The sequence below is a fragment of the Hymenobacter edaphi genome (assembly GCF_003258365.1).
Lineage (GTDB): Bacteria > Bacteroidota > Bacteroidia > Cytophagales > Hymenobacteraceae > Solirubrum > Solirubrum edaphi.
In genome coordinates this window covers 1,818,663-1,843,652 of record NZ_QHKM01000001.1, presented here as the reverse complement: position 1 = coordinate 1,843,652, position 24,990 = coordinate 1,818,663, and the positions used below count along the sequence as shown (strand labels likewise).

The window sequence follows — 24,990 nt, the reverse complement described above, 5'->3', positions numbered from 1 at the left end:
CCCGCGCCGTGGGCGGCACGGGCCACGCGGGCGGCCGAAACTTTTTTTGCCGAATCGAGTTATGATACCAATCGGTATATTTACGCCTGATTCTGCCCGCCACCATGTCCAAAGCCGAGCGCACCCGCCAGTTTATCATCGAGCAGACGGCCCCGATCTTCAACAAGCAGGGCTACGTGGGCACTTCCCTCCACGACCTGACGGCCGCCACCGGGCTGACCAAGGGCGCCATTTACGGCAACTTTGAAAACAAGGAGGAAGTGGCCGTGGCCGCGTTCGACTACAACCTGGGACTGGTGGAAGAAGGCCTGAAGGCGGGCATCGACCGCGGGGCCACCGTGCGGGAGAAGCTGCTGGCCATGCCGCGCTTCTACCGCGATATTTACCCCCGCATGTGCGAAAAGGGCGGCTGCGCCATCCTGAACGCGGCCATCGAAACCGACGACGCGCCGCCCACCGCCCTGCGCCAGCGCGTGCAGCGCAGCCTGGCCCGCTGGCACCGCATCATCGTGCAGCTCATCGAGCAGGGCCAGCGGAGCGGAGAAATCCGCCCCACCGCCGAGGCGGACCGCTACGCCACGCTGTTCATCACCCTCACCGAGGGCGGCATCATGATGGCCAAGGCCACCGGCGACGCCGCCGCGCTCAACATCAGCATGGCCCACCTGGAGCACCTCATCGAAACGGACCTGGTCAGCCGCTGACCTTTTTTTGTTTGAAATTATACCGATTGGTATAAAAAACAACCAGCTTTTTCTCATGCCCGAATTAAAACGCGTAGTCATCACCGGCGTCGGGGCGCTGACGCCCATCGGCAACACGGCGCAAGCTTTCGGCCGCGCTCTGCGCACCGGCGTCAGCGGGGCCGGCCCCATCACCCGCTTCGATGCCACCAAGTTCAAGACCCGCTTTGCCTGCGAAATCAAGGGCTTCGAGCCGCTGGACTTCTTCGAGCGGACCGAGGTGCGCAAGTACGACCCGTTTACCCAGTACGCCCTGGTAGCCGCCGACGAAGCCATCCGCCACGCCGGGCTGGATTTCGCGGGGCTGAACCGCAACCGCATCGGCGTCATCTGGGGTTCGGGCGTGGGCGGGCTGGGCACCTTGCAGGAGCAGCTGCTGGAATTTGCCGCCGGCGACGGCACGCCGCGCTTCAACCCGTTTCTGGGCACCAAGATGCTCGTGAACATTGCCGCCGGGCTGATTTCCATCCGCTACGGGCTGCGCGGGCTGAACTTCGCCGTCGTTTCGGCCTGCGCCACCTCCACCACGGCCCTGATCGAAGCCTTCAACTACCTGCGCTGGGGCCAGGCCGACGTGCTGATTGCGGGCGGCTCCGAAGCGGCCATCAACGCGGTGGGCGTGGGCAGCTACAACGCCCTGCGCGCCCTCTCCACCCGCAACGACGACCCCACTACTGCCTCCCGGCCCTTCGACGAGACGCGCGACGGATTTGTGGTGGGCGAGGGGGCCGGGGCGCTGGTGCTGGAGGAGTACGAGCACGCCCGGCGGCGCGGGGCCACGATTCTGGCCGAAGTGGTGGGCGGGGGCATGGCCGCCGATGCCTACCACCTCACCGGCACCCACCCCGAGGGCGAAGGCGCCACGCTCAGCATGCAGGCCGCCCTCGACGACGCCGGTTTGCAGGCCGCCCAAATCGACTACCTGAACGCCCACGCCACCTCCACCGGCCTGGGCGACGCCTCCGAGCTGCAGGCCATCGGGCGGGTATTCGGGCCCCGGCCCCAGCTGCACATCAGCGCCACCAAGAGCATGACCGGCCATTTGCTGGGCGCCGCCGGGGCGGTGGAGGCCATTGCCTGCGTGCAGGCCGTGCAAGACGACGTGGTGCCGCCCACCATCAATACCACCCGGCCCGGGGCGGAGTTTGCTCACCTGCAGCTCACGCTGGGCCGGGCGGCCTACCGGCCCGTGACTTACGCCATGAGCAATTCCTTCGGCTTCGGCGGGCACACGGCCACGCTTATCGTGCGCAAGTACGCGGGCCAGTAACGACGTCATTTCCGCCTGGCGGGTAGCGCAAAACGGTTTTTTCTCACTTTTCTCAACGACAACCTCATGAAAACCACCAATCACACTGTACTCATTACCGGCGGCGGCTCGGGCATCGGGCTGGCTCTGGCCCAACTGCTGACTGAAAACGGCAACCAGGTCATCATTACCGGCCGCAACGAAGCCCGGCTGCAGCAGGCCGCCGCGGAGCTGCCCGGCGTCACGCCCATTGCCTGCGACGTCAACGACGCGGACGCGGTGGCCCGGCTGGTGCAGCGCATCGAAGCCGATTTCGGCGGGCTGAGCCTGCTCATCAACAACGCCGGGCAGGCCTCGGCCTACGAGCTGCTGCCCGGCGCCGAGGCCTTCCGCAAGGCCGAGGCCGAAATCCAGACCAACTACCTGGCCCCCATCCGGCTGACGGAGGCGCTGCTACCGCTGCTGCAGCGGCAGCCCGCGGCGGCGGTGGTCAACGTGTCGAGCATCGGGGCGTTCGTGCCGGCGGCGGCTATTCCGACGTATTCGGCCAGCAAGGCGGCGGTGCACGCCTACACCCAGGCCCTGCGCCACACCCTGAGCCAGCACGCGCCGGGCGTGAAGGTGTTCGAGCTGATGCCGCCGCTGGTGGATACCGAGTTTTCGGCCGAAATCGGCGGGGCCAACGGCATTCCGCCCCGGCAGGTGGCCGAGGAGTTCCTGGCGGCGCTGGCGCAGGACGAATACGAAATCCACGTGGGGCAGACGGCCGGCTTTTACCAGCTGTTCCACGCCGACCCGGCGCAGGCCTTTGCCGTGATGAACAACACCCTGCGGGCAGTGAAGGCGTAGCAACGTGCGAATGGAACGCGGCCCAAAGGATTGAAGGCTGCGTTCCGTTCCCGGGGCCTTCCTCGTCCGGGCCGCGGGTACAGAGAAGGTGGTTTTATCCTGCAGCTGTAAAATTTGATTTTAGAGCGTGTTTGGGTTGCGTTGAAAACACCTCTAGCACGTCATGCTGAGCTTGTCGAAGCATCTCTACGGATTCGTCTGGGCTCGTTCAACGAAACGGTAGAGATGCTTCGACAAGCTCAGCATAACCCAAACCCCAATTCCCCAACACCCTCTTAATAAGATTATAACTGGCAACAGGGGCGGGAGCGGAAAGCTTGGCTGTCAGCCAGCAGTTAATGTTGGGCAATTGATGAAGTTAGGAGTGTATAAAACAAGCGTCAAAAAGAAAGAGGAGAGTACCTGGGCAGAAATATCTCAAGTGTTATTTTAACTGCTGTATCACCTGCACATCCTGACGTCTTGATTCCGGCGTCACTTTCAGCTCCGTGACCTGGCCATCCTTCACGGTGCATTCGACGGTGGTCTGGTAGGGCGCGTGGAGCTTGAAATGCACGTCCCAGGCGCGGGGCCAGGCGGGGAGCAGGTAGATTTTTCGGTCGTCAGTCTGGAGCAACATTTCCTGCAGACCAATCATGCCCGAGCCGCCCCAGTTGTGGTCGGGTGCCCAGTCGTAGCCGGGGCCCCAGAAGGCGGGGAAGCGGCGGCCGGAGTCCTGCAGCTTCTGCACCGTCAGCGTGGCGGCTTCGTCGCGCAGGCCGAGGCGGGCGGCGAAGATGTTGTGCTGCTTCCAGCCGACGTGGGAGCGGAATTTCTGCACGTCCGGGTCGTAGCGGTAGGTATTCTGGGCCGTTTCCAAATCCGGCTTGCCGACGCCGTACAGGCCCCAGGGAAACACCGGGTAGAGCTGCGGGCTTTCCACGTTGTTGATCCGCTCCCAGCTTTTGGCCGGTGAAATCAGCCGGTGCCCGTCAATTTCGCGGAAGCTGATGGCTGGGAGGCGGTTGAGCCTGGCCGTCCACTCCTTGCGCTGCTCCGGGGAGCCGATGGAAGACGGCAAAGCCAGCAGCCGGCTGAGCACCGTACGCAGACCGCCGATGGTGGCGGTGGAGTTGTAGGCCATCTTGTAGGTCTCGGCGCCCGAGCCGGGGTAGAGCACGAGGTGGCCTTCGCCGTCGAGGGCTTTGGCGCCGCGCTGCCGGGCCCGGTACTGGTAGTGCTGGTCGAAGAAGGTCAGGCAGCTTTCGATGAAGGGCAGGTCGGGGAGGATGTCCTGGCCGGCGTACTGCGCCGCGTCGAGCATCATCAGGCAAAACTCCAGCACGGTGTCCCACTCGTACTCCAGCCAGGCATTGTGCTCCAGGCCCTTGTCGAAATTGGCCGGGCGCTTCCAGTTGTACTCGGCGGGGTTGGGCAGGCCGAAGTTTTCGAGTTGCTCGGTAAAGCAGGCGCCGGGGTGGCCCCAGTAGAATTCGCTGCGCAGCTCGGCGTTTTTCAGGTTGCGCCGGTAGAAGTCGAGCTGCGGCTTGAGCAGAGCCGCGTCGCCGCTTTTGAGCAGGGGCCAGTACACCAGGCGCTGGTTCTGGGCCGTGTGGGTGCCGCCGCCCCAGTTGCGGAAGTCGGGGGTGAACCGGAGCGTGGAGTCGGTCAGGGCCGGGTCGTAGGTGAACAGGCCGCCGTTGAACTTGGTGGGCCACTGACCCAGGGCGTTGCAGCCGAGCAGGTAGCGCATCAGCTGGTAGTTGCGGCCGGCCTGCCACTCGGGGCTGTTCGGCGCGGCTTTAGCGGGCTGCACGTAGATAAAGCTGCGCTGCCAGAAGGTGCACCACCAGGCCAGCGTCTGCTGCCGGGCGGCTTTGGGGTTTTGCCGGGCCGATTTCAGCGTCTGCTGCAGCTCCTGCTGCCACTGCGCCAGGTCGGGCGCGTAGCTGGTGTGCAGCACCAGCGTGAGGGCGTGGCGACGGGCCGCGGCGCGGCTTTTCAGGGCATAGGCGCGGTAGGGTGTGCGGAGGTACTGGCCGTCGAAGGTGCCGGCCGGCTGCATGTTTTCACCCGTCAGCGCGCCGCCGAAGATCAGGTTGCGCAGCGGGTTGAACAGCTGCTGTTTTATCGGCTCCAGGCCCTGCTGGCGCACGGTTACGTCGAAGACCGTTTCGGGGCGGTTCTGGTGCACGAACTCCACGCCGTTGGGGCGGAAACGGAGGCTGTCGTGGCGCGTCTTCACCTCGCCCTGCGGGGCCCACTTGTAAGAGTTCTGGTTGTTTTCCTTGCCCTTGAGCACGCGGTCCTGGTGGCGCCAGCTTTCGTAGCGGGCCTCGGCGGTCAGCGGCTGGTTGCTGCTCACCTCGAGGTGGACCACCGGCCGGAATACATCCACCCAGAGGTGGACCTGGGCTTTCAGCGCGCCTTGCTCCGCGGTCAGCGTCACGTCGCCCTGCGCCAGGTTCAGGATCTGGGTGAAGCGGCCGTTTTCAAACGGGTTCGGCGTGAGGCGCAGGCGTACGCGGCCAAGCTTGAGCAGGGAGTTGTTTTCGTCGAAAGTGCCGCTGCGGGCGGCGTAGAACAGCACGTCGCCGGCTTCGCTCCACACGTTCAGGCCGATGTCGCCGCCGCCGCAGGGCATGGATTCGGCGCTGTTGCGGCTCGGGCTGGTCCAGGTGATGTTGTTGGTAGGCAGCTCGGGGGATTGGGCGGCGGCTGGCTGCGTGCTTAGCAGCAGCAGGGCCCAGACGAGACGCCTCCCCCCCCGGCCCCCTCTCCGAAAAGGGAGAGGGGAAGCCAGGTGAGAAAGTGCTGCCTTGCAGAACCGTCGAACGCACCCCCTCTCCACCCGGAGAGGAAGCCGGGAAGTGAGGCGCTCATTCATTGCGCCCAATCATCGGTGCGGAACGACGACACCGGCAAGCCCTCGGTGCTGAACAGGGTGGCGCGGGTGAAGTCCTGGAAGGCGTAGCGCACGGCCACCGGCTGCTTCACCGCCTCGGCCGATACCTTCACCACGCTGCCGTCGATGCTGGCTTTGGCCGGGTACCATTTCTGGTCGGCACCGGCTACCTCGAAGCCCGTCAGCGCCTCGCCGAAGCTGGTCATGCCGTTGGGCGCGTCGCGGAACTTGACCACGGCCGTGCCGTCCTTGACTTCCAGCGACTCGTACGCCGGGCTCACTGCCCCGAAGCCCTTGCGGCCGTAGGTTTTCTGCAGGGCCAGCAGCGCCAGGCGCTGCCCGCCGGGCTCCTTGCGCATGGGGTGGATGCTGGCTTCCTCGCCCACGTCGAGCAGCACGGCCATGGCCGCGTTGGGAATCGTGGCTTCGGCCTGGCGCTGGGCGTCGCGGATAAAGGCGGAGTTGAACTTGCCGCCCTTGTTGTAGGGCGGCAGCTGGGCGTAGTTGTAGGGCGCAATCTGGGCGTAGTAGAACGGAAACTCGCCCATGTTCCACGCCGCGCGCCACTGCTTCACCAGCGCCTGCAGCCGGGCCGGGTACTCGTCGGGGTGCTCGTAGTTGGACTCGCCCTGGTACCACAGGGCCCCGCGGATGCCGTAGCCCACGACCGGGTGTAGCATCCCGTTGTAGAGCGTGGTGGGCGTGCGGTTGACCACCTTGATGGAGTCGGTTTTGGGCGGAATGGTCACGCCCGCGAATTGCCGCAGCGTCTCCTCGCTCAGCCACGCCTCGATGGTGGAGCCGCCGTAGCTGCAGTTGATCAGCCCCACCGGCACCTGCAGCTGCTCCTGCAGCAGCCGCCCGAAGTAGTAGGCCGTGGCGCTGAAATTGGCCACCGCCTCGGGCTCGGCCACCTTCCAGGCGAAGGGCTTGCTGTTGTCCTTGGGCGCGGTGCGGGAGCTGCGCGGCACGTTGTAGAGGCGGATGTTGGGGTTGCTGGAGCGCAGAATGGCCTCGTTCGACCCCAGAATCGGCTGGCCCTTGAAGCCCTTCATTGGCATTTCCATGTTCGACTGCCCCCCGCACAGCCACACCTCGCCCACCAGCACGTTCTGCAGGGTCACGGGCTTGTCGTCGCCGCTGACGCCGAGCGTGTACGGCCCGCCGGCGGCCGGGGTCTTCACTTTCAGCTGCCAGCGGCCCTTGTCGTCGGCCTGGGCCTGGTACTTCTGCTTGCCCCAGGAGGGCGCCACGGTGATGCGGCTGCCCGGCTTGGCCCAGCCCCAGACGGCGCACTGGGCCTGCTGCTGGAAAATCATGTTGTCGGTGAAGATGGAGGGCAGGCGCAGCTCGGCCCGCAGCAGCAGCGGGGCCAGGAGCAGGGCGGCGGAAAGCAGGAAGGGCTTGGTGTTCATGTGGTAGGGCGCCTCACCCCCCCGGCCCCCTCTCCGAAAAAGGAGAGGGGAACCGAGGCGGCGCGGAGTATTATCTGTGAAGCTGAATGAGTAAGCAGAGAGCCGAAAATCCGCAACGTTTACTCGTGGCTGAGGTCCGGCTCCCCCTCTCCTTTCGGAGAGGGGGCTTGGGGGTGAGGCGCCTACCGGCTCACCGGAATCCACACTTCCATGTCGGCGTGGCCGCGGTTGCCCCAGGCGTAGTAGGGCACCAGCGTCAGCGGCACGGTGGTGGGCTTGCGCGCCGACACCGGGCGGTAGAGTGGCCCGCTCCACTGCGCATCGGCGGCCAGCAGGCCCTTGCCGGTCAGGCTCATCACCCGGCTGCCGTCGATGGTAATGGCCTTGGGCGTGAGCTTGGCATCGGCCGGGATGGTGAGGGCCGACAGCGGCTGACCGGCCGGGAAATCCTTGGTTTCGAGGCAGTACACGATGGGGCCGCGCTTTACGGCCACCTGGTTGCGGGTTTCCTCCACCAGCGGGTTGGCTTCCACCAATTGCGCGGGCATGGGCAGCATCAGCTCCACTTGGTCGCCGCTTTTCCAGCCGCGGTTGACTTCGGCGTAGCTGCCCGGCGTCAAGGTCACCGTCTGGGCCTTGCCGTTCACCAGCAGCTTCGCGCCTTCGGCCCAGCCGGGGATGCGCAGAAACACGGAAAACGCCGTGGCCGGGGCTTCCTGCACCGTCAGCTGCACGGCGCCGTCCCAGGGGTAGTTGGTGGTCTGCCGGAGCTTCACAGCCGCGCCGCCGCGGAGCTTGGTCGTCAGGTCGTTGGCGCCGTACAGGTTCAGCCACAGCCCGCGGTCCGACACGCTGTAGGCGTAGTTGCCGACTTCGGCCACGGTGCGCACCACGTTGGGCGGGCAGCAGTTCGAGAGGCTGATGTAGTCGACGCGGTCCTTGCTCCAGCGCTGGTGGAAGGGCAGCGCGTCGGAGGTTGCCAGCGGATTCGTGTAGAGAAACTTCGTGCCGTCGAGGCTGATGCCCGACAGCACGCTGTTGTAGAGCGCGGTTTCCATCACGTCGGCGTACTTGGCCTCGCCGGTGAGCTGCAGCATCCGCCAGTTCCAGAGCACGTTACCGATGTTGGCGCAGGTTTCGCCGTGGGCGGTGTGGTTGGGCAGCTGGTAGTCGCGGCCGTAGGCCTGGTGGATTTTCTGCACCGTATCGGGTTTGTAGGCCGTCCCGTCGGGCGACACGCCGTCGTACAGCGCCCCGCAGGCGCCCGTCACGTACATCTTGCGCGAGGTCACGTCGTCCCACATCTTGTTGAGCGTCGTAAGCAAAGTCGCGTCGCCGGTTTCGGCGTACACGTCGGCCACCCCGGCGAAAAGGTAGTTGGCGCGCACGGCGTGGCCGCCGGCCTTCTGCATCTGCCGGAACGGGAGGCGGTCCTGGTTGTCGTCGGTGCCGATGTCGCCGGCCAGCCCGCGGATGTCAATCAGCTGCCGGGCCAGCTCCAGGTAGCGCGCATCCTTGGTGGTGCGGTACATTTCCACCACGCCCATGTAGTGCGAGGGGCAGATGGCGTTGCGGGCCAGCTCGGGCGAGGAGCGTTTGTAAAAGGCGTAGAGGTAATCGGTGGCCTTGCGGGCCAGATCCAGCATCGAGGTCTTGCCGGTGGCGCGGTAGTGCACGCAGGCGGCCGTCATCAGGTGGCCCAGGTTGTAGCTTTCGAAGTTCAGCCGGTTCTGAAACGCGGTGCTCTTGCCCGTATTGATGGCCGCAATGGTGGCCTGGGTGTTCAGATACCCATCGGGCCGCTGGCACTTGGCAATGACGCTGATAGCCTCGTCCATCATCTGGTCGAGCTTCGGGTCCTTGGTCTGGGCGTACGTCGCCGCCACCGATTCCAGCAGCTTGTAAAAATCACCGTCGTGAAACGAGGGGCCCATGTGCGTGCCCTTCTCCAGCCCGGCCGCAATTTCGAAGTTGCGGAACGCGTGGTTGCGCACCGGGTCGTGGTACAGGGCCCACATGGTCGGAATCATCGATTCGCGGCAGACCTGAAACCGCTCCCCCCAGAAGCCCTGGGGCTGCCACTGCACGCTGCCCATATCAACATTGCTGAGCTTGACGTGCTTGCTGGCGGAGGTATTGACCAGTCCTTTATCCTGGGCGGCCACCGGGCGGGCCGCTACGGCCAGGCCGGTGAACAGGGCGGCGGCGAGGAGTTTATGGGTGGGGAAATTCATGGGGTAGAAGCGGGTAAATGAGGTCGTCATGCTGAGCCTGTCGAAGCATCTCTCCCGCTTCGTTGAGTGGTTGCAAGCGAAGCGGGAGAGATGCTTCGACAAGCTCAGCATGACGTTCTATTTTGAGGTTTTGGGACTCGATTCAGTAGCCGTGCTGATGCCCACCGGCCCCAGCAGCCCCGCCGGCAGCAGCGGCTTGGTAGCGGCCGGCGCGGGCGCCGTGGTCAGGCTGGTGCGGCGCTGCTCCGGGGGCAAGGCCGCGTCGCCGATGAGGCGGTTGGCCCAGGTGTTGGTTACCCGAATGCGCAGCTGATTGTCGCCCTTGCGCACGGCGTCGGTAATGTCGAGGCGGTAGGGGGCCGTCCAGGCCGTGCCGCAGCTCCGGCCGTTCAGCTCCACTTCGGCCAGGTTGTTTACCTGCCCGAGTTCCAGGTACACGCGCTGGCCGGGCCGTTTTTTCGCCTTCCAGCGGAAGGTCTGGGTGCAGTCGGCCGTGCCGGAGTAGTGGCGGACGGCCGCGTCGGGGTGCTGGCTCCAATCGGTGAGCTGCGCAAACGCCACGGGCTGGGCCGGGCCGCCGGCTTTCGGGTCGAACTGCACCTGCCAGGGGCCGCTGAGCGACTGGGCGGGCGTGGTCGTCAGCCAGTTCGAGCCTGAATGGACAGCCGTTTGCGTAGTGGGCTGGCGCAGCACCACGAACACCGAGCCGCTGGGCTCCAAACGCAGCGGCAGCCGGGTGCGGCCATTGTCGATCTGCCAGTCCCGCGCCGGTCGGATTTCGCCCGTCACTGCGTCCCACAGCTCCGGCTGCCGCCCGGCCACGCGCAGCGACAAATCGATGGTCTGCACCGAGTCGAGCTGGTTGGCAATGAAGTAGATATCGAACTGCTCGGCGGTGCGGTGCGTCCAGGCCAGGCCGCGGGCGCGCTGGCCGCTGGCGTAGCGGGCCGTCACATCGGGTGCCAGGCCCAGCGGCTCGAAGGAATCGGCGGTGTAGGGGCCGCGCAGGATGCGGCCGCCGCTGGTGGCCGCGACGCCGGCCGGAGCCGCGGCCGCGGATGCTTGTGCGTCCGCAGCGGTGCTTAGCCGGGCCGTGAGTTGCTGCACCTGCTGGTCGGCTTGCGGGAAGTTGCGCAGCTCGGGGCTGCGGTCGGGCTGCCGGTCGAGCAGGATGGTGGCGCCGGCCTGCTTCAGCTCGCCCAGGCGGCGGGCCACGGCCGGCGTCATGGAGGTGCTGTCGGGCCAGAGCGAGGTGACGCCGGGCACGACGAGCAGACCGTAGCTGGCGCCGCCGGGCAGCTCGATGCGGCCGTTGCGCACCGTGGCCAGGCGCAGCAGCGCGTCGGGGTTGAACGAGTCGTAGGCGTAGCCGCGGAGCGGGTCCACCAGCATACCGGCGGTGAAGCTATTGGCCGTGGCCGACACCTTTTCGGGCATTTCGCGCATCGGGGAGCCGGCGTTGGCCAGCCGCTTTTTCTCGCTGGCTACCTTCGCCGGCCCCACGATGCCGGGCAGCGTGCGGGTCAGGCGCTCGGGCAGCACGGCGCGTCGCGGGGTTTCCTCGCCGTTGAACACGGCCACGTCGACTACCGGGCGGCCCAGCTGCAGCAGGGCCTGGCAGCGGCGGGCGTAGTCGACCCAGGCGCGGCCGGGGCGCCACCAGGTCTGGTCGCGCTGGAAATAGAGGCCCACGCCGTTCAGGGTCATGCCCGGTTTTCGGTCCAGCCAGGGGTTGTGGGCGAAGACGTGGTACACCAGCCGGTTGACGCCCAGGGCGTAGTTGCGGTCCTGCACCGCTTTGAGCATGGCCGGGTGCTCGTCCCAGGCCATTTTCAGCTCGGTAAAGGCCTCCGCCTGCACGATGTTCTTGCCGTAGATATGCGCCCCCGAAATGGCGTCGAGCATGTCGTTGGGCTTGTCGTGGGTGGGGCTGCGCAGCCAGAACTCGCCCATCGGCGCGTCGGCGTACTGGTAGTGCAGCAGTCCGTCGCTGACCATCGTGGGGGCCACCGCCTCGGCCGAAATGGTCACGCCCTTGGCCCGGGCTTCGGCGGCCAGGGTGGCGTAAAACTTGTCGCCGATCAGCTCGGCAATGGTCTGGCGCAAATCGAACAGCACCCGCTCCGATACCTCGGCGCTCTGCAGGGGTACGCCGGCCAGCACCGGCAGATAGGGTAGCAAGTCGTAGCCCCGGCGCTGCCGGAACTCGGCGGCGAAATTGCTCGACCAGTTCTGGGAGCCGCACTCCCAGCTGTCGATGTGCAGCGTCTTGAGCACCCGCCCGGCCAGCTCCGGCCCGCCCTGGCGCAGCGCCTCGCCAAACCAGCTGTCGAACTGCAGCTTCACGGCCGCGGGGTTGAACTTGTCGCACTCCAGGCCCAATGCGCCGCCGCCGGTGTAGTTGGTGTAGCCAGTGGCGGTGTGGCCCACGCGCAGAATCGTCCAGCGCCCGGCCGGGGGCGTCCAGTTCAGGCGGCCATCGGGATTGAGCTTATCGGTGAGGTTGAGCACCTTGCCCAGCGGCACGCACAGGGAGTCGGGCAGCTGCTGGGCGGTGCTGCGCGGACTCACGCGCCAGACTTCCCCGTTTTTGCCCTCGTACTGGTTGATGCGCGCCTCCGCCGACAGCCGGATTTCCGAGACTTTCAGCGAGGGTTTCCACTTGGCCGCGTCCAGGTCCTCGCCGCCCGGCTCGGAGCCGGCCGGGTCGTAGCGGAAGCGAAAAAAGCGGGCGGTGGTGGTCGGCAGCGCGTGGGTGACGGCGCTGCTGTCCTGCCAGCCGCTGCGCGGCGGCGTCAGGCGCAGCACGGGCCGGAAGGTCTGCCCGTCCTGGCTGGCTTCGACGATGAGGCGGTTGGCCTGGTAGTTATAGCCGTTGGAGCGGATGCGCAGGCTGCGGACGGTGAAGGGCTTCTCAAAGGCATACTGAATCCAGCCCGGCTCCGAGAGCTTGAAGCCGTCCTTGTTGCCGGCCACGGTCAGCCGTTCGGGCTTGCCCTCGGCGGCGCTGCTGGTGACGGTGGGCTTGGTGGTGTACGTCGATACCCCGCCGCCGGTGGGCGTGGGGTAGGCGTACACGGCAATGTCGCGGTAGTAGCCCTTCACGGCCGCCGGCTGGGGCAGCTGGATGGTTTGCTTGCGGCCGCCGGTCAGGCGCGTTTCGCTGGAAACCACCTTCTGCATGGCCAGCTCGGGCGTAATCCAAGGGCCGCCGGCCAGCGCGAATCCGTCGCTCACGTGCATGGCCAGCTTCAGGCCGAGGCGGTCGGCCTCGGTCATGGCGTGGCGCACCATCTGCCACCAGCGGGGCGAGAGCTGCTGGGCCGGCGGGTCGATGAGCGGCTTGTCGCCCGCGCCGCGGATGGGCATCAGAAAGGCCCCGCCGATGCCGGCCTGCTGCATGGCCTCCAGGTCGGCGGTGAGGCCCTCGGGCGTCACGGCCGCGTTCATCCAGTACCAGATAACCCAGGGCCGGGCCGCTTCGGGCGGGTTCTGGAAGGCGGCCTGCAGGTCCGTCGCGGTAGTGGCCGCAGTGGCCGGCGCCGACTGCGCCCAGACTGACGTCGACGGCAGCCAGCTCAGGGCGGGCAGCGTCAGGAGCAGCAGGGACAGGGGAAGGTTGCGCCGGTTTTGCATGGTTTTATGTGCGTTTCGCTAGCACGTCATGCTGAGCGAAGTCGAAGCATCTCTCCCGCTTCGTCAGATACTATTCAACGAAGCGGTAGAGATGCTTCGACAAGCTCAGCATGACGTTCAGTAGATCATAGCTGACTTACACCAGCTTCTTGTTGATGCGGTAGCCGTACTGGCCGAAGAGCAGAATCACCAGGAAGCAGCCCAGCGGGATGAGGTAGCCGATCTGGATATTGTCGCCGCGCATATCGATGAGCGTGCCCATCAGGTAGGGCAGAATGGCCCCGCCCACGATGGACATCACCAGCCAGGACGAGCCGGGTTTGGTGTCGTCGCCGAGGCCGGCAATGCCCAGGGCGAAGATGGTGGGGAACATGATGCTCATGAAGAAGCCGATGCCGCCCAGCGCGTAGATGACGTAGGCCCCGTCGCCGAACACGGCCACCGCGCACAAGGCCACGGCAATGACGGCGTAAATCGACAAGAGCCGATGGGAGGCCACGTACTTGAGCAGGGCGGTGCCGGCGAAGCGCCCGATCATAAACAGCAGCCCGTACACGGCCAGGTAGTAGCCGGCGGTTTTCTCATCGACGCCCGCGCCCTGCTTGGCCATGCGGATAAAGAAGCTCGTCACGCAGACCTGCGCCCCGACGTAGAAAAACTGCGCCACCACGGCCCAGGTCAGGTGCCGGTGCTTCAGCACCGCGAAGAAGCCGCCGCCCTGCGAGGGCTCAGCTTCGGCGGCCTTTACCTCGGGCAGCTTGCTGAAAAAGAAGAGCACCGCCACGGCCACCAGCACCGCGCCCAGCACCAGGTAGGGCAGCTTCACGGCGGCGGCTTCGTGGTTGAGGTAGGCAATGCGCTCGGCCGTGGGCATGGCCGCCAGCTGGGCCTTGCTGTACTCCGTGCCCGAGAGAATCATGTTGGCGCCGATAATCGGGGCCACGAACACGGCCAGGCCGTTGAACGAGGCGGCCAGGTTCAGCCGGCTGGTGCTGCCCTCGGGCGGCCCGAGCACGGCGGCGTAGGGGTTGGCGGCGGTTTCCAGCGTGGTCAGCCCGCAGCCGATGATGAACAGCGCGGTCAGGAACATGCCGTAGGAGCGGGCATCGGCGGCGGGGATGAACAGGAACGCGCCGCCCGCAAAAGCCAGCAGGCCCAGGATGATGGTCGTTTTGTAGCCCAGGCGCTTGAGCAGCATCCCGGCCGGAATAGCCATCAGGAAGTAGGCCAGGAACACGGCCGTGTCCACCAGCGTCGACTGCCGGTTGTTGAGCTGGCAGGCCTTCTGCAGGTGCGGAATCAGGATGGAATCCAGGCTGTGCGCCATGCCCCAGAGGAAGAACACGCCCACCACCAGGATGAACGGAAGCAGGTAGGTGCGGGCACTGGCAGGGCTGCCGGTGGCAACCGGCGGCGGGGTGGGAGCGGGGGCAAGGGCCATCGGGCGGAGCGGGTTTGGGTGGGGTTGGTCGGAGGATGATTTTGAACGTCATGCTGAGCTTGTCGAAGCATCTCTACCGCTTCGTTAAATCGTTCGGTAGAGATGCTTCGACAAGCTCAGCATGACGTTCAAGCGGGATTCTGCGGCCGCAGCTTCACCACCAGCAGATGGTCGCAGGCCAGCACCACTTCGCCGTGCTCGTTGAAGATTTCCACGTGCTCGGTTACCTGGCCGTAGCCGGGCTTCTTGCCCTCCGTCTTCTCCGAAATCGTGACTTCCGAGCGGATGGTGTTGCCGATGAACACGGGCTTGATAAAGCGCAGCCGGTCGTAGCCCTTGGAAAAGGCTTCGGGGTTGATTTCCGAGGCCGTCAGCCCGATGCCGATGCTGAACACCATCGTGCCGTGGGCAATGCGCTGGCCGAAGGGCTGGGTTTTGCACCACTCCGCGTCGAGGTGGTGGGGGAAAAAGTCGCCCGTGTGCCCGGCGTGGACCACGAAGTCGGTTTCGGTGAGCGTGCGGCCCAGCGTCACGCGCTTGTCGCCGAGGGTGTAGTCTTCGAAGAAGGTGGATTTGAAGTACATAGGTGGTGGCCTCACGATACCCCGCCGGGGCCGGCCCCCTCTCCAAGGGGAGAGGGGGAGCCTGACAGAGCAGCGCAGTCAAAGCGGCACGGGCCGCTTTGACTGCGCTGCGACTAGAGTTGGCGGGGAGTCGCTGAGTGGTTTTGAAGGATTATTGAGCAGGTAAGATGCAGCAGTAAAGCCGGGCAAGTCTCCTGCTCTCTACCGCTTTTCGTTGGTAGTGGCGGCAGATGCGGGTGCGGCTTCGCCCGGAGCACTGGGCGTCCCGTCGCTCGACGCGTAGGCGGCTTCCACTACGGCCATGGTTTTGATGACATCCTCCACGCTGGTGGGCAAGACATCAATTTCGCCGTTTTTGAACTGCATCAGGCTGCCCATCGTGCCCATGAAAGCGTCGGGAAACCAGGAGCCTTCCAGCTCCACGGTGTGCCAGGTCGGGGCTTCGTTCTCGCGCAGCAGGCAGTACTCGAACTTGTCGGGCACGCCGTGGGGGTAGTCCATCAGCAGGCCCATGCGGGCTTTGATGGCGCCTTTCGTGCCTTCCCACTTGATGAAGCTTTCCTGGTTGTGCGGCCCGAACGAGTGGTCGTGGTTGGTGTTGATGACGGCGTGCAGGGTGTCGCCGTAGTCGAACAAAATGGTGGAGCGCGACGAGGACAGCGCCTTGGCCGGGTGCCGGAGCGTCTTGGCCATGACGCGGCCGGGCTCCCCGAGGAAGCTGCGAATCAGGTCGATGTAGTGGATGCTGTGGTACTGGATTTCCAGGCGCGGGTGCACCATCACGTGCGGAAACAGCTCCCAGGGCGTCTCCAGGGTCACGCGCACTTCCAGGTCGTACAGCTCGCCGATGAGGCCCTGGCTGAGCATGTGCCGGGCGGCGGCCACGTAAGGGGCGAAGCGCAGCTGGCAGTTGATGGCCGCCACCAGGTTTTTGCGCCGGCACACTTCCAGAATTTCCTGGCTCTGCCAGAAATAGTCGCCCATCGGCTTCTGGATGAGCACCGCCGCGCCGTCGGGCAGCTGCTCCAAGGTGGCCACGAACTGCTCGGGCATGATGGTCACGTCGTACACCGCATCGGCGGGGGCGTGCTGCACGGCTTCGGCCACCGAGTGGTACACGTGCGGGATGTTCCACTCGGCGGCCAGCTTTTCGGCGCGGGCGCGGGTGCGGTTGGTGATGCCCACGACTTCGAAACCGGCCTTGCGGTAGGCCGGCAAATGGGCGTCGCCCACGATGCCGCCAGCCCCGACGATGACGATGGGCAGGGGCCGGGCGGGCCGCGCCGGCTTATAGGGAATCGGGGTGCCGTCGATGCTAAACATGGTGGGGAGGGTTATCCAGGGCGTTGATTTTCAGTTGCGCGGCCGCCAGCAGCTCGGCTACCGGCTCTTCGGTGTTGAGGGCCCGCAGCACCACCTCGTCGATGACCGCGGCCAGCTGCGCCCAGTTGGCTTTCTGCGGCAGCGTTTCGGCCTTTTCGTGCAGCTCGGCCAGCTTGTGGTAGTAGGGCACGCGGGCATTGATGTCCGCGTCGTGCCAGGTGGAGAGCCGGCAGCCGATGCCGCCCTCCAGGGTCAGGCGCTTGTCGTTTTCGGGACTGACGGCGAAGCGGATGAAGTCGTAGGCTACCTGCTGGTGCCGGCTGCCCGCGCCAATGGCGTAGAGCCAGTACACGTTCAGCGAAGCCGAGCTGCCCACGGTGTTTTCGCCCCGGGGCACGGCGGTAATGTCGACCTTGCCGCGCACCGGGCAGGCGTCGTCCACCTCGCACACGGCCGCGAAGCCGAACCAGTTGATCATCAGCGCCGCCTCGCCCCGGGCAAATGCCTGCCCCGCCTGCACCGACTCGTACTGCATCGACTGCGGGTGAATGGCCGCCGGGTCGCGCAGCAGCTGGCGGTAGAAGCTCAGGCCCGCCCGCGCCGCCTCGGAGTCGATTTGCAGCCGGCCCTGCCCGTCGTGCAGCTGTCCGCCGCGGGTCCACAGGTGCAGGCAGAAGTCGAAGACGGTGTTGTGCCCGTCGGGGTAGCCGGCGGCCACGAAGCCGTACAGGTTCTGCTCGGGGCGGTGGAAAAAGCGGGCCACCTGCTGCAGCTCGCCCCAGGTAGCGGGCGGCAGCAGCGGCCGACCGTGCAGCTGCTGAAACGCGGCTTGCTCGGCGGGGCTGTCGAACAGATCCTTGCGGTAAATCAGGCACTCGGGCCCGTCGTGGAAGGGCAGGCCGAGCGTGGTGTCGCCAAATTCCTGCATCCCCAGCAACGACGGGCTCCAGCCATCCGGAAAGTCGGCCGGCGGGTTCTGCTGGATGAGTGGCGTGAGGTCGAGCAGGGCGCCGGCGGCCTGGGCTTCGGGCAGCCAGTCGGTGTTGATGTGGGCCAGGTCCCAGGCGCCGTTCTGCAGGCCCTTATCCGTCAGCAGGCTCTGGTGCAGCGGGTGCAGGTCCAGCGGCACGAACTCGGCGGGCAAGGTGCAGCCGGAGTGGGCGCAGTAGGCGGCCCACAGCTTCTGCATGTGGGCTTCGAAGGGCGCGAACTTGCGCACGGCCACGCGGAAAGGCTGCGGCTCAGTCATGCTGCACGGCGTTGACGTTCATGAATTCCTGTTGCAGGCGGGCGTTGTCCTGGCCCAGCTGGGGCGAGCCAACGGGCGAAGTCAGCCGCTCCCCGTCGAGGCGAATGGGGCAGCGGGTGGTTTGGTACTGGTAGCCGTCGAGCTGCCGCACGGTCTGCGTCATTTCCAGCCCGCGGAAGCCTTCGTGCTGCAGTAGCTCGTCCCAGCGCAGCACGTTAGCGCACCAGATATCGGCTGGCTCCAGCACGGCCAGCCAGGCCTCGGTGGTATTGGTGCGCAGGTGCGCGGCCAGCGTGGCCTTGATTTCGTCGCGCTGCTCGAAGGCCTGCTTGGGTTCGGGGTAGTTCAGCAGCGCCGGGCAGCCGAGCAGCTCGCCCAGCTTCGGAATGGAGCCCATGGCCAGGGCCAGGTAGCCGTTTTGGGTCTGGTAGATGCCGTAGGGCGCGCCGAGGTAGGCGTGGGCGCTGTTGTGCCGGGTCCGTTGGGGCAGCTGCCCGCCGTCGTTGAAGAAGGTGGTCAGCGTCTCGAACTGGAAGTCGATGGCCGATTCGAGCATGCTCACCTGTACCAGCCCGCCTTCGCCGCGCAGGCTGCGCCGCACCAGGCAGGCTAGCAAGCCTTGCGCTAAATGCGCCCCGGCCAGCATATCCACGATGGAGAGGCCCATCGGCACCGGGCCGCTGCCGTCGTTGCCGCTCAGCCAGGTCAGGCCCGACACCGACTGCAGCAGCAAGTCCTGGCCGGGCTTGTCGCGCCAGGGGCCGTCGGGACCGTAGCCGGAAATTTCGCCGTAGACCACCGTGGGGTTCTGGGCCCGCACCGAGGCGTAGTCGAAGCCCAGGCGCTCCATCACGCCGGGGCGGTAGTTGTGCAGCACCACGTCGGCGCGGCGCACCAGCTCCCACACCTGGGCGCGGTCGGCTTCGCTTTTGAGGTCGGCGGCGAAGCTTTCCTTGTTGCGGTTGATGGCGTGAAACACCGACGACTCCCCGTTCATAATCACGTTGGAGGTGTACAGGTGCCGGCAGATGTCGCCCGTCTCTGGCCGCTCGATCTTGATGACCCGCGCCCCGAAATCGGCCAGGCGCAGGCCCGCCGAGGGGCCGGAGAGGAACTGGCTGAAATCAACCACCAAGTAGTCTTCGAGCGGCTTCATAGGCGTAGTTTTGAACGTCGGGCGTTGCGCCTCACCCCCCGGCCCCCTCTCCGAAAAGGAGAGGGGGAGCCGGACGATTCTGAGGACTGGGGCTTGGCGCGGGCAGTTCGTTGACGTTTCTATTCGGTTGGATTAAGAGTTTGTCAGATGAAATTCCCGGTCGATTTCGGCCGTGTGCTGGCCGGGGCGCGGGGCGGCCTGGGGCGAGTACAGCTTCCGGCCGTCGATGCGGATGGGGCAGCGGGTGGTGGCCAGCTGCTGGCCGTCGGGCAAAGTCACCTGCTGCTGCATACCCAGGGCCTGGAAGCCGGGGCTGGCGGTGGCCTGCTGGTAGTTCAGCACTTCGGCGCACCAGATGCCCAGCGGCTCCAGCGTGACCAGCCAGTCTTTGGTGGGCTTCTCGCGCAGGGCGGCGGTCAGCTTTTCGGCAATGGCGTCGCGGTGCTCAAACCAGGAGGCCGGCTCCGGGTAGGCTGCGAGGATGCCGCCGTTCAGGGTTTCGTCGAGTTGGGGCAGGTTGCCCATGGCCAGGGCCAGGTGCCCATCCTGGGTGGGGTAGATGCCGTAGGGCGCGCTCAGGTAGGGGTGGGCGGTGCCGCGCACGGCCCCGCGCCGGGGCAGCTGCCCGCCGTCGTTGAGGTGGGTGGTCAGCAGCTCAAACTGCATGTCGAGCACCGATTCCAGCAAACTGGCTTCCACCAGCACGCTCCGGCCCGTCTTGCCGCGCTTGAGCAGGCCGGCCAGCAGCCCCTGGGCGAAGTGCGAGCCGCAGATGATGTCGGCCACGGCAATACCGAAGGGCGTGGGACCGTCCGCGGCGGTGCCGCTCAGCCAGGTCAGGCCCGACATCGACTGCACCAGCAAATCCTGTCCCGGCTTGGTGGCCCACGGGCCCGTCGGGCCGTAGCCCGTCACCACGCCGTAGACGATGCGCGGGTTCAGGGCGCGGACGGAATCGTAATCGAGGCCGATTTTCTCCATGATGCCCGGCCTGAAGTTGTGGGTCATCACGTCGGCTCGGGCCAGCAGCTGCCGCACGCGGGCCAGGTCCTCGGGGTTTTTCAGGTCGGCCGCGTAGGACTCCTTGTGGCGGTTGATGGTGTGAAACACCAGGCTTGAGCCGTCGACGAACAGGTTCTTGATGGCAATCTGCCGGCCCGCCTCGCCCGCGCCCGGCCGCTCAATCTTGATGACGCGCGCGCCGAGGTCGGCCAGGCGCAGCCCCGCCGAGGGCGCGGCCAGAAACTGGCTGAACTCGATAACGAGCAGGCCTTCCAGGGGAAGTGACATGGGTGTGTTGCGTGTTAGTTGTGTCATGCTGGGCTCCGCGAAGCATCTCTCCCGCTTCGTTGGGGCAGCTACCCTACCGATAGCCCAGGGTTTAAACCCTGGGCTAGGGAGGTATTACCGCCGTTTGGATCGGCTCAGCATGAGGCTCTTTGGGAGTTGTGCACGCGAAGCGGCAGAGATGCTTCGACAAGCTCAGCATGACGTTCTAGTTTTATTCAGCTGCAGTCGCTGCGGCTTGCGGTTCTGCCGCCTGCATCTGCCGCGACTCGCGGTAGAGCTGGTTCAACTCCTGCAGCAAAGCCCGTTCGTTGCCGCCGTGCAGCAGGTATTGGCGCACCGGCTCGCCGGCGTGGTCCTGGAAAAACATGTGGCCGTGGTAGCGCGGGCGCAGAAAGGCGCGCTGCAGCGCGGGCAGCGTGGCGCGGAAGTAGTCGTGGCTCTGCTGGTTGGGGTGCTCGGCCTGCCAGGCGGCGAGGTGACCGGGCTGCCCGCCGTTGTCGAAGTACAGCGTCTGCTGGCAGCTGGGCGAGGCCACGAACTCGGCGTACTGAGCGGCTACTTCCACGTGCTGGCACTTGGCCGAAATAGCCAGGCCGGTGCCGCCGAGGGTGCTGCGCATCGGCGTGCCGCCGGGCTGCAGCGCCACCAAGTCGTGGAAGTGCAGCGGCTGGCGGGCGTAGCCGCGCCGGGCGTAGTTGCTGTAGCCGTAGGCGAAGGGGCAGTAGGCCAGCTTATCGGTCTGCGTCATGGCCTCGTACACCTGAATGGGGTTGCGCTGGAAGCAGGCCGGGTCGACTTTGCGGGCCAGCTCGCGGAACATTTGCAGCGCCTGCACGCCCACGGCTTCGCTCACCACTTCGTCCTCGCGCTGGCAGGGGTCTTCGCCCAGCGAGCAGCAGAACATGTAGAAGCTCATCAGCGTGTCGATGGGAATCAGCGCAAAGGCGACCAAGCCGCGGTCGGCCAGCCGGAGCAGCTCGTCAAACGTCTGCGGAACGGCGAGGCCGTGCTTGGCCAGCAGATCGGGGCGGCTGGCGGCTACGGGCGTGGCCGCGTCGATGGGCAGGGCCCACTGGTGGCCATTGAAGCTGTAGCTTTCGTAGGAGTGGCCCACGGTGTTGGCCTCCTGATCGGCCAGAAAGGCGGCGGGCAGGTGCTCGTCGAGGGGCAGAATAGAGCCGGTGCGGGCGGCAAAGCCGGCCCAGGGGTGGTCGATGACCAGCAGGTCGAACCGCTCGGCCAGCTGCTGAATCGACTCGTCGGCAAACTGCTGCAGGCTGCGCTTTTCCCAGCTGATGCTCACGTGCGGGTGCAGCTCCGAAAAGCGTTGCGCGGTGGCGGCCATCGGCACGAAGCCGCGGCTGTGGTTCCAGGTAATGCCTTTCAGGTGAATGTGTTCGGCGGACATGGTGGAGTGGTGCGCCTCACCCCCCGGCCCCCTCTCCGAAGAGGAGAGGGGGAGCCAGACGCGGGATTAGGCGGCTTGGACGAAATGAATTGTAGGAACTCAGCGCAGGGAGCCGGTTGCTCCCGCGGGCGGCGTAGTGTTCTGACGGGCCGTCGGGGTGGGAAACTGGATGCGGCGGGCCAGCTCACCGGGCTTTTTCTTGCCATCCACCGGCAGCAGGTAGAAGCTGTAGCGGTAGGGCTTCGACGGGAGCTGGTACTGCGGAATCGGGGCGGCCTGGTCGTCCCAGCTGGTGTTGCCGCCCACGCCCATCTGGGCCAGGTCAAGGTTCAGGCTGATGAAGCCGGCGTCTTTCAGCCGGTTGGTGTGGCGGGCCGACTGGATGTTCTGCTCGGTGAAGGGCAGGGCGGTCATGCTCAGCAGCGAATCGGCCACCACCAGCAGGCCGCGGCCCTGCTTGTCGGAGAGCTGCAGCCAGCGGATATCGGTGCGGGTGCCAAATTCCTGGGGCACCACGTAGGAATCGGCCGCGCCCGGCAAAGCGTGGCTGTAGATGCCCGCGTCGATGCCGTAGCGGCGGTCCAGGTAGTTTTCCCAGGGGCCGCGGCCGTAGTAGCTGAGCTGGTCGTAGCTGCGCCGGATGCCGCCCCGCAGGCCCACGCGGGGCAGGTTCGGCAGGCCGGCGGCGGGCGTCAGGGCGTAGTCGACTTTGAGCACCCCGTCGCCATTCAACGTGTAGGTCACTCGCACTTTGGTGGTAGCGTCGATGAGCGAGTAGGTGCTGGTGAGGGCGGCCAGGCCGGCGGTGGACTTGTCGAGGGTCAGGCTTTCGAGCTTGGGCTGGGCCTCAAACCAGGGCTTGAGTTTCTTGGGGGCTTTCCAGCCGCGTCGGTCGTTGTCGGTGAGCGGGCGGGTGAAGTGGGGCAGCAGCGGGGCGGCCAGCTGCTCGGCCCCGTTCTGCTGGTAGCTGGTCAGCGCGCCGGTGGTTTTGTCGATGCTGACGGTGAAGCCCTTGCCGCTGATGGTGTAGGCCTTGGCGTCGTCGCGCACGGCTACGGCGGGGAAGCTTTTGGCAGGCTTCTGGGGCTGGGCCAGACCGGTTAATGCCAGCTGGTTGGCGGCTACTTCGTGGCCCTTCGGCGCCCATTGCGTCGCCTCCGGCAAGGTGAACGAAACCGTGGCCAGGTACTCCGCGCCGGCTTTGAGCTTCGGCAGGTAGGGCTGCAGGCTGATAAGGGTATCACGCTGGGCGGCGAGGCGCAGGCGCGGCAGCAGCTTGGTAGCCACCACGCGGCCGTCTTCGCGCAGGGTCAGCGTCAGCACGTAGTCGGCGGCCGACTTCGACGCGTGGCGGTTCTGCACTTTTACCAGGGCCTTGCCGGCGTCGGCCAGCGTGGTTTCCAGCGGCTGATTCACGCGCTTGCACTCGTAGAGGGCGGGTTTCGGATTGCCCTCCGAATCGGCTATGCCTTTGATGGTGAAGTCGTCGTAGTACTTTTCCTTAAAGTCGCCGCCGTAGGCGTAGTAGGCGGTGCCCACCGAGTCGCGCTTGAGCAGGCCCTGGTCGCGGTACTCCCAGATGCAGCCGCCGATGATGCGCTTGGTGCTGCGCCAGGCGTCCCAGAACTCCTTGATGTTGCCGGTGGCGTTGCCCATGGAGTGGGCGTACTCGCAGAAAAAGATGGGCCGGTTGTCGCCGTTTTGCTGATTGGCCAGCAGCTCGGCGGTGAAGATGCCCGGGTACATGCGGCTGACCATGTCCACGTAGGCTTGGTCGCGGGGCACCTGGATGCGGTAGGCGTGGTTTTTGGGGTAGCCCGGGTCGGAGGGGCTGATGTAGCCGTCGAGGTGCGGGTCGCCCTGGGCCGGCTCGTAGTGCAGCGGGCGGGTGATGTCGAAATCGTGCAGCCAGGCGGCCATGGCGGCGTGGTTAGGCCCGCGGCCCGACTCGTTGCCCAGGCTCCAGAACACCACGGAGGGGTGGTTTTTGTCGCGCAGGGCCATGCGCATGCTGCGCTCCTGGTAGGCGGCGGTCCAGGCCGGGTCGTTGCTGAGCTTGGCGCCGAGGCCGTGGGTTTCCAGGTTGGCCTCGTCCATCACCAGGATGCCGTACTCGTCGCAGAGGTCGTAGAAGTACGGGTCGTTGGGATAGTGCGAGGTGCGGATGCAGTTGAAATTGAACTGCTTGAGCGTCATGACGTCCTTGCGAATGTCTTCGCGCGACACGGCCATGCCCTTGGTCGGGTGGTGGTCGTGGCGGTTGACGCCGTACAGGTACGTGAGCTTGCCGTTGATGAGCAGCTTGCCCGTCTGCTTGTCGAATTCCACGCTGCGGAAGCCCACCTTGCAGCTCTTGCTTTCCAGCACCGCGCCCGTCTTATCGGTCAAGGTCAAGACCAGCGTGTAGAGGTTCGGCGTCTCGTCGCTCCACTTCAGCGGCGCCGGAATCTTGGCTTCCAGCAGCCCGAACTTGGCGTTGTCGAGGCGCGGGTAGGGCTCGTTGATGATGCTTTCGGCCGTGCGCTGCAGGGGCTGGGCCAGCACCGGCTTGCCCGCTTTGTCGTACAGCTGAGCCCGGACGTTGTAGCCCTTCAGGTCGTTGTCGCCGGTGAAGTTTTCCAGGCGGGGCCGAATGCTGAGCGTCGCGTCCTGGTACTGCTTGTCGAGCTTGGCCTGCCAGTGGAAGTCGGCCAGGCGCATTTTGGGCTCGGCCAGCAGCAGCACTTCGCGGTAGATGCCGCTGAGGCGCCAGTGGTCCTGATCTTCGAGGTAGGAGCCATCCGACCAGCGCATCACCTGCACCGACACCGTGTTTTCGCCCGCTTGCAAATACGGCGTCACGTTGAACTCCGAGGGCAGGCAGCTGTCCTCGGCGTAGCCCAGAAACTTGCCGTTCACCCACACCTTAAACGCCGAGCTGACCCCGCCGAAGTGCAGCGTCACGTTCATGCTCTTCCAGTCGGCCGGCACCGAAAAGCTGCGCTGATAAGAGCCCACGCCGTTGTAATCCTGGGGCACGAAGGGCGGCGTGACGGGCCGAAACGGGTACTTGGCCGATTTGTAGATGGGCAGGTCGTAGCCGTTCATCTCCCAGTTGGCGGGCACCGCCAGCTGCTTCCAGCCCTGCACGCGGCTCTGCTGAAAATCCTTGGGCGCGTCACTCGGCTTCGCGGCGAAGCTGAAGTCCCAGCTGCCGTTAAGCGACATCAGCCGGCCGGATTTGTCGCGGTTGCCTTCCAGCGCGGCGGCTTCCGAGGCAAAGGAGTAGGCCGTGGCCCGGGCCGGGTCGCGGTTCAGCTCGGTAATCTGCGGAATCTGCCAGCCATCAGCCTCGGGGCCGGGATACACCTGCGGCGGGTGCGACACGCCGGGGAAGAAGTACACGCTGGCTTCCTGAGCGTAGGTGGCCGCTGGCAGTAGCAGAGCCGCCGTCACGGCCGCCCAGACGGTGCGCCTCACCCCCCGGCCCCCTCTCCGAAAATGGAGAGGGGGAGCCGGACGATTTTCGCGGCTGTTGGAAGGAGGGAGG

General features: G+C 66.0%; 15 protein-coding genes. 3 read left to right on the top strand and 12 right to left on the bottom strand.

The window, feature by feature from the left end; translation table 11 throughout:
* The first annotated feature begins 104 nt into the window (after window positions 1-104).
* The 3 genes from DLM85_RS07550 to DLM85_RS07540 all read left to right on the top strand — a co-directional run bounded on the left by DLM85_RS07550 (window position 105) and on the right by DLM85_RS07540 (window position 2,841).
* Entirely contained in the window at window positions 105-704 is a 600-nt protein-coding gene (locus tag DLM85_RS07550; protein WP_111477423.1) for a TetR/AcrR family transcriptional regulator, read from the top strand.
* Between the two features lie 55 nt (window positions 705-759).
* Window positions 760-2,013 (top strand): beta-ketoacyl-ACP synthase II, encoded by a 1,254-nt coding sequence (gene fabF, locus DLM85_RS07545; protein WP_111477536.1) that lies wholly within the window; start codon window positions 760-762, stop codon window positions 2,011-2,013.
* A gap of 66 nt (window positions 2,014-2,079) precedes the next feature.
* A complete protein-coding gene (locus tag DLM85_RS07540) occupies window positions 2,080-2,841 on the top strand; it encodes an SDR family oxidoreductase (protein ID WP_111477422.1) in 762 nt (253 codons plus the stop codon).
* A 424-nt stretch (window positions 2,842-3,265) separates the two neighbouring features.
* On the opposite strand, the gene DLM85_RS07535 is transcribed toward DLM85_RS07540, so the two are convergent.
* The 12 genes from DLM85_RS07535 to DLM85_RS07480 all read right to left on the bottom strand — a co-directional run bounded on the left by DLM85_RS07535 (window position 3,266) and on the right by DLM85_RS07480 (window position 24,896).
* Window positions 3,266-5,557, bottom strand: coding sequence for a DUF5703 domain-containing protein (locus DLM85_RS07535; RefSeq protein WP_279387741.1), 2,292 nt, complete (start codon window positions 5,555-5,557; stop codon window positions 3,266-3,268).
* Between the two features lie 146 nt (window positions 5,558-5,703).
* Complete coding sequence (locus DLM85_RS07530) at window positions 5,704-7,140, bottom strand: sialate O-acetylesterase (protein ID WP_111477421.1); 1,437 nt, start codon at window positions 7,138-7,140, stop codon at window positions 5,704-5,706.
* Between the two features lie 182 nt (window positions 7,141-7,322).
* Window positions 7,323-9,374, bottom strand: coding sequence for an aceric acid hydrolase (locus DLM85_RS07525; RefSeq protein ID WP_111477534.1), 2,052 nt, complete (start codon window positions 9,372-9,374; stop codon window positions 7,323-7,325).
* 117 nt (window positions 9,375-9,491) lie between these two features.
* A complete protein-coding gene (locus DLM85_RS07520) occupies window positions 9,492-13,010 on the bottom strand; it encodes a glycosyl hydrolase (RefSeq protein WP_111477420.1) in 3,519 nt (1,172 codons plus the stop codon).
* 136 nt (window positions 13,011-13,146) lie between these two features.
* Window positions 13,147-14,451: an L-fucose:H+ symporter permease gene (fucP, locus tag DLM85_RS07515; protein ID WP_111477419.1), complete on the bottom strand. Its 1,305-nt coding sequence runs from the start codon at window positions 14,449-14,451 to the stop codon at window positions 13,147-13,149.
* A gap of 128 nt (window positions 14,452-14,579) precedes the next feature.
* The gene (locus tag DLM85_RS07510; RefSeq protein ID WP_111477418.1) at window positions 14,580-15,035 is read right to left on the bottom strand and encodes a MaoC family dehydratase; all 456 of its coding nucleotides are present in this window, start codon (window positions 15,033-15,035) and stop codon (window positions 14,580-14,582) included.
* Window positions 15,036-15,236: 201 nt separating this feature from the next.
* Entirely contained in the window at window positions 15,237-16,358 is a 1,122-nt protein-coding gene (locus DLM85_RS07505; RefSeq protein ID WP_111477417.1) for a Gfo/Idh/MocA family protein, read from the bottom strand.
* Window positions 16,351-17,607, bottom strand: coding sequence for an extracellular solute-binding protein (locus DLM85_RS07500; RefSeq protein ID WP_111477416.1), 1,257 nt, complete (start codon window positions 17,605-17,607; stop codon window positions 16,351-16,353). Before DLM85_RS07500 ends, DLM85_RS07505 begins: the two co-directional genes overlap by 8 nt.
* Entirely contained in the window at window positions 17,600-18,763 is a 1,164-nt protein-coding gene (locus DLM85_RS07495; RefSeq protein ID WP_111477415.1) for a CaiB/BaiF CoA transferase family protein, read from the bottom strand. The genes DLM85_RS07500 and DLM85_RS07495 overlap by 8 nt, the downstream gene beginning before the upstream one ends.
* A gap of 132 nt (window positions 18,764-18,895) precedes the next feature.
* Entirely contained in the window at window positions 18,896-20,053 is a 1,158-nt protein-coding gene (locus tag DLM85_RS07490; RefSeq protein ID WP_111477414.1) for a CaiB/BaiF CoA transferase family protein, read from the bottom strand.
* A gap of 211 nt (window positions 20,054-20,264) precedes the next feature.
* A complete protein-coding gene (locus DLM85_RS07485; protein ID WP_111477413.1) occupies window positions 20,265-21,461 on the bottom strand; it encodes an ABC transporter substrate-binding protein in 1,197 nt (398 codons plus the stop codon).
* A gap of 99 nt (window positions 21,462-21,560) precedes the next feature.
* Window positions 21,561-24,896, bottom strand: coding sequence for a glycoside hydrolase family 2 TIM barrel-domain containing protein (locus DLM85_RS07480; protein ID WP_243635877.1), 3,336 nt, complete (start codon window positions 24,894-24,896; stop codon window positions 21,561-21,563).
* Between the last annotated feature and the right edge of the window lie 94 nt (window positions 24,897-24,990).

Excerpts from the sequence above, each read along its gene's own strand:
- DLM85_RS07490 (WP_111477414.1), bottom strand. The coding sequence starts at position 20,053 with ATGTCACTTCCCCTGGAAGGCCTGCTCGTTATCGAGTTCAGCCAGTTT.
- DLM85_RS07510 (WP_111477418.1), bottom strand. The coding sequence starts at position 15,035 with ATGTACTTCAAATCCACCTTCTTCGAAGACTACACCCTCGGCGACAAG.
- DLM85_RS07530 (WP_111477421.1), bottom strand. The coding sequence starts at position 7,140 with ATGAACACCAAGCCCTTCCTGCTTTCCGCCGCCCTGCTCCTGGCCCCG.
- DLM85_RS07525 (WP_111477534.1), bottom strand. The coding sequence starts at position 9,374 with ATGAATTTCCCCACCCATAAACTCCTCGCCGCCGCCCTGTTCACCGGC.
- fucP (WP_111477419.1), bottom strand. The coding sequence starts at position 14,451 with ATGGCCCTTGCCCCCGCTCCCACCCCGCCGCCGGTTGCCACCGGCAGC.
- DLM85_RS07505 (WP_111477417.1), bottom strand. The coding sequence starts at position 16,358 with ATGTTTAGCATCGACGGCACCCCGATTCCCTATAAGCCGGCGCGGCCC.
- DLM85_RS07520 (WP_111477420.1), bottom strand. The coding sequence starts at position 13,010 with ATGCAAAACCGGCGCAACCTTCCCCTGTCCCTGCTGCTCCTGACGCTG.
- DLM85_RS07500 (WP_111477416.1), bottom strand. The coding sequence starts at position 17,607 with ATGACTGAGCCGCAGCCTTTCCGCGTGGCCGTGCGCAAGTTCGCGCCC.
- DLM85_RS07485 (WP_111477413.1), bottom strand. The coding sequence starts at position 21,461 with ATGTCCGCCGAACACATTCACCTGAAAGGCATTACCTGGAACCACAGC.
- DLM85_RS07550 (WP_111477423.1), top strand. The coding sequence starts at position 105 with ATGTCCAAAGCCGAGCGCACCCGCCAGTTTATCATCGAGCAGACGGCC.
- fabF (WP_111477536.1), top strand. The coding sequence starts at position 760 with ATGCCCGAATTAAAACGCGTAGTCATCACCGGCGTCGGGGCGCTGACG.
- DLM85_RS07540 (WP_111477422.1), top strand. The coding sequence starts at position 2,080 with ATGAAAACCACCAATCACACTGTACTCATTACCGGCGGCGGCTCGGGC.
- DLM85_RS07495 (WP_111477415.1), bottom strand. The coding sequence starts at position 18,763 with ATGAAGCCGCTCGAAGACTACTTGGTGGTTGATTTCAGCCAGTTCCTC.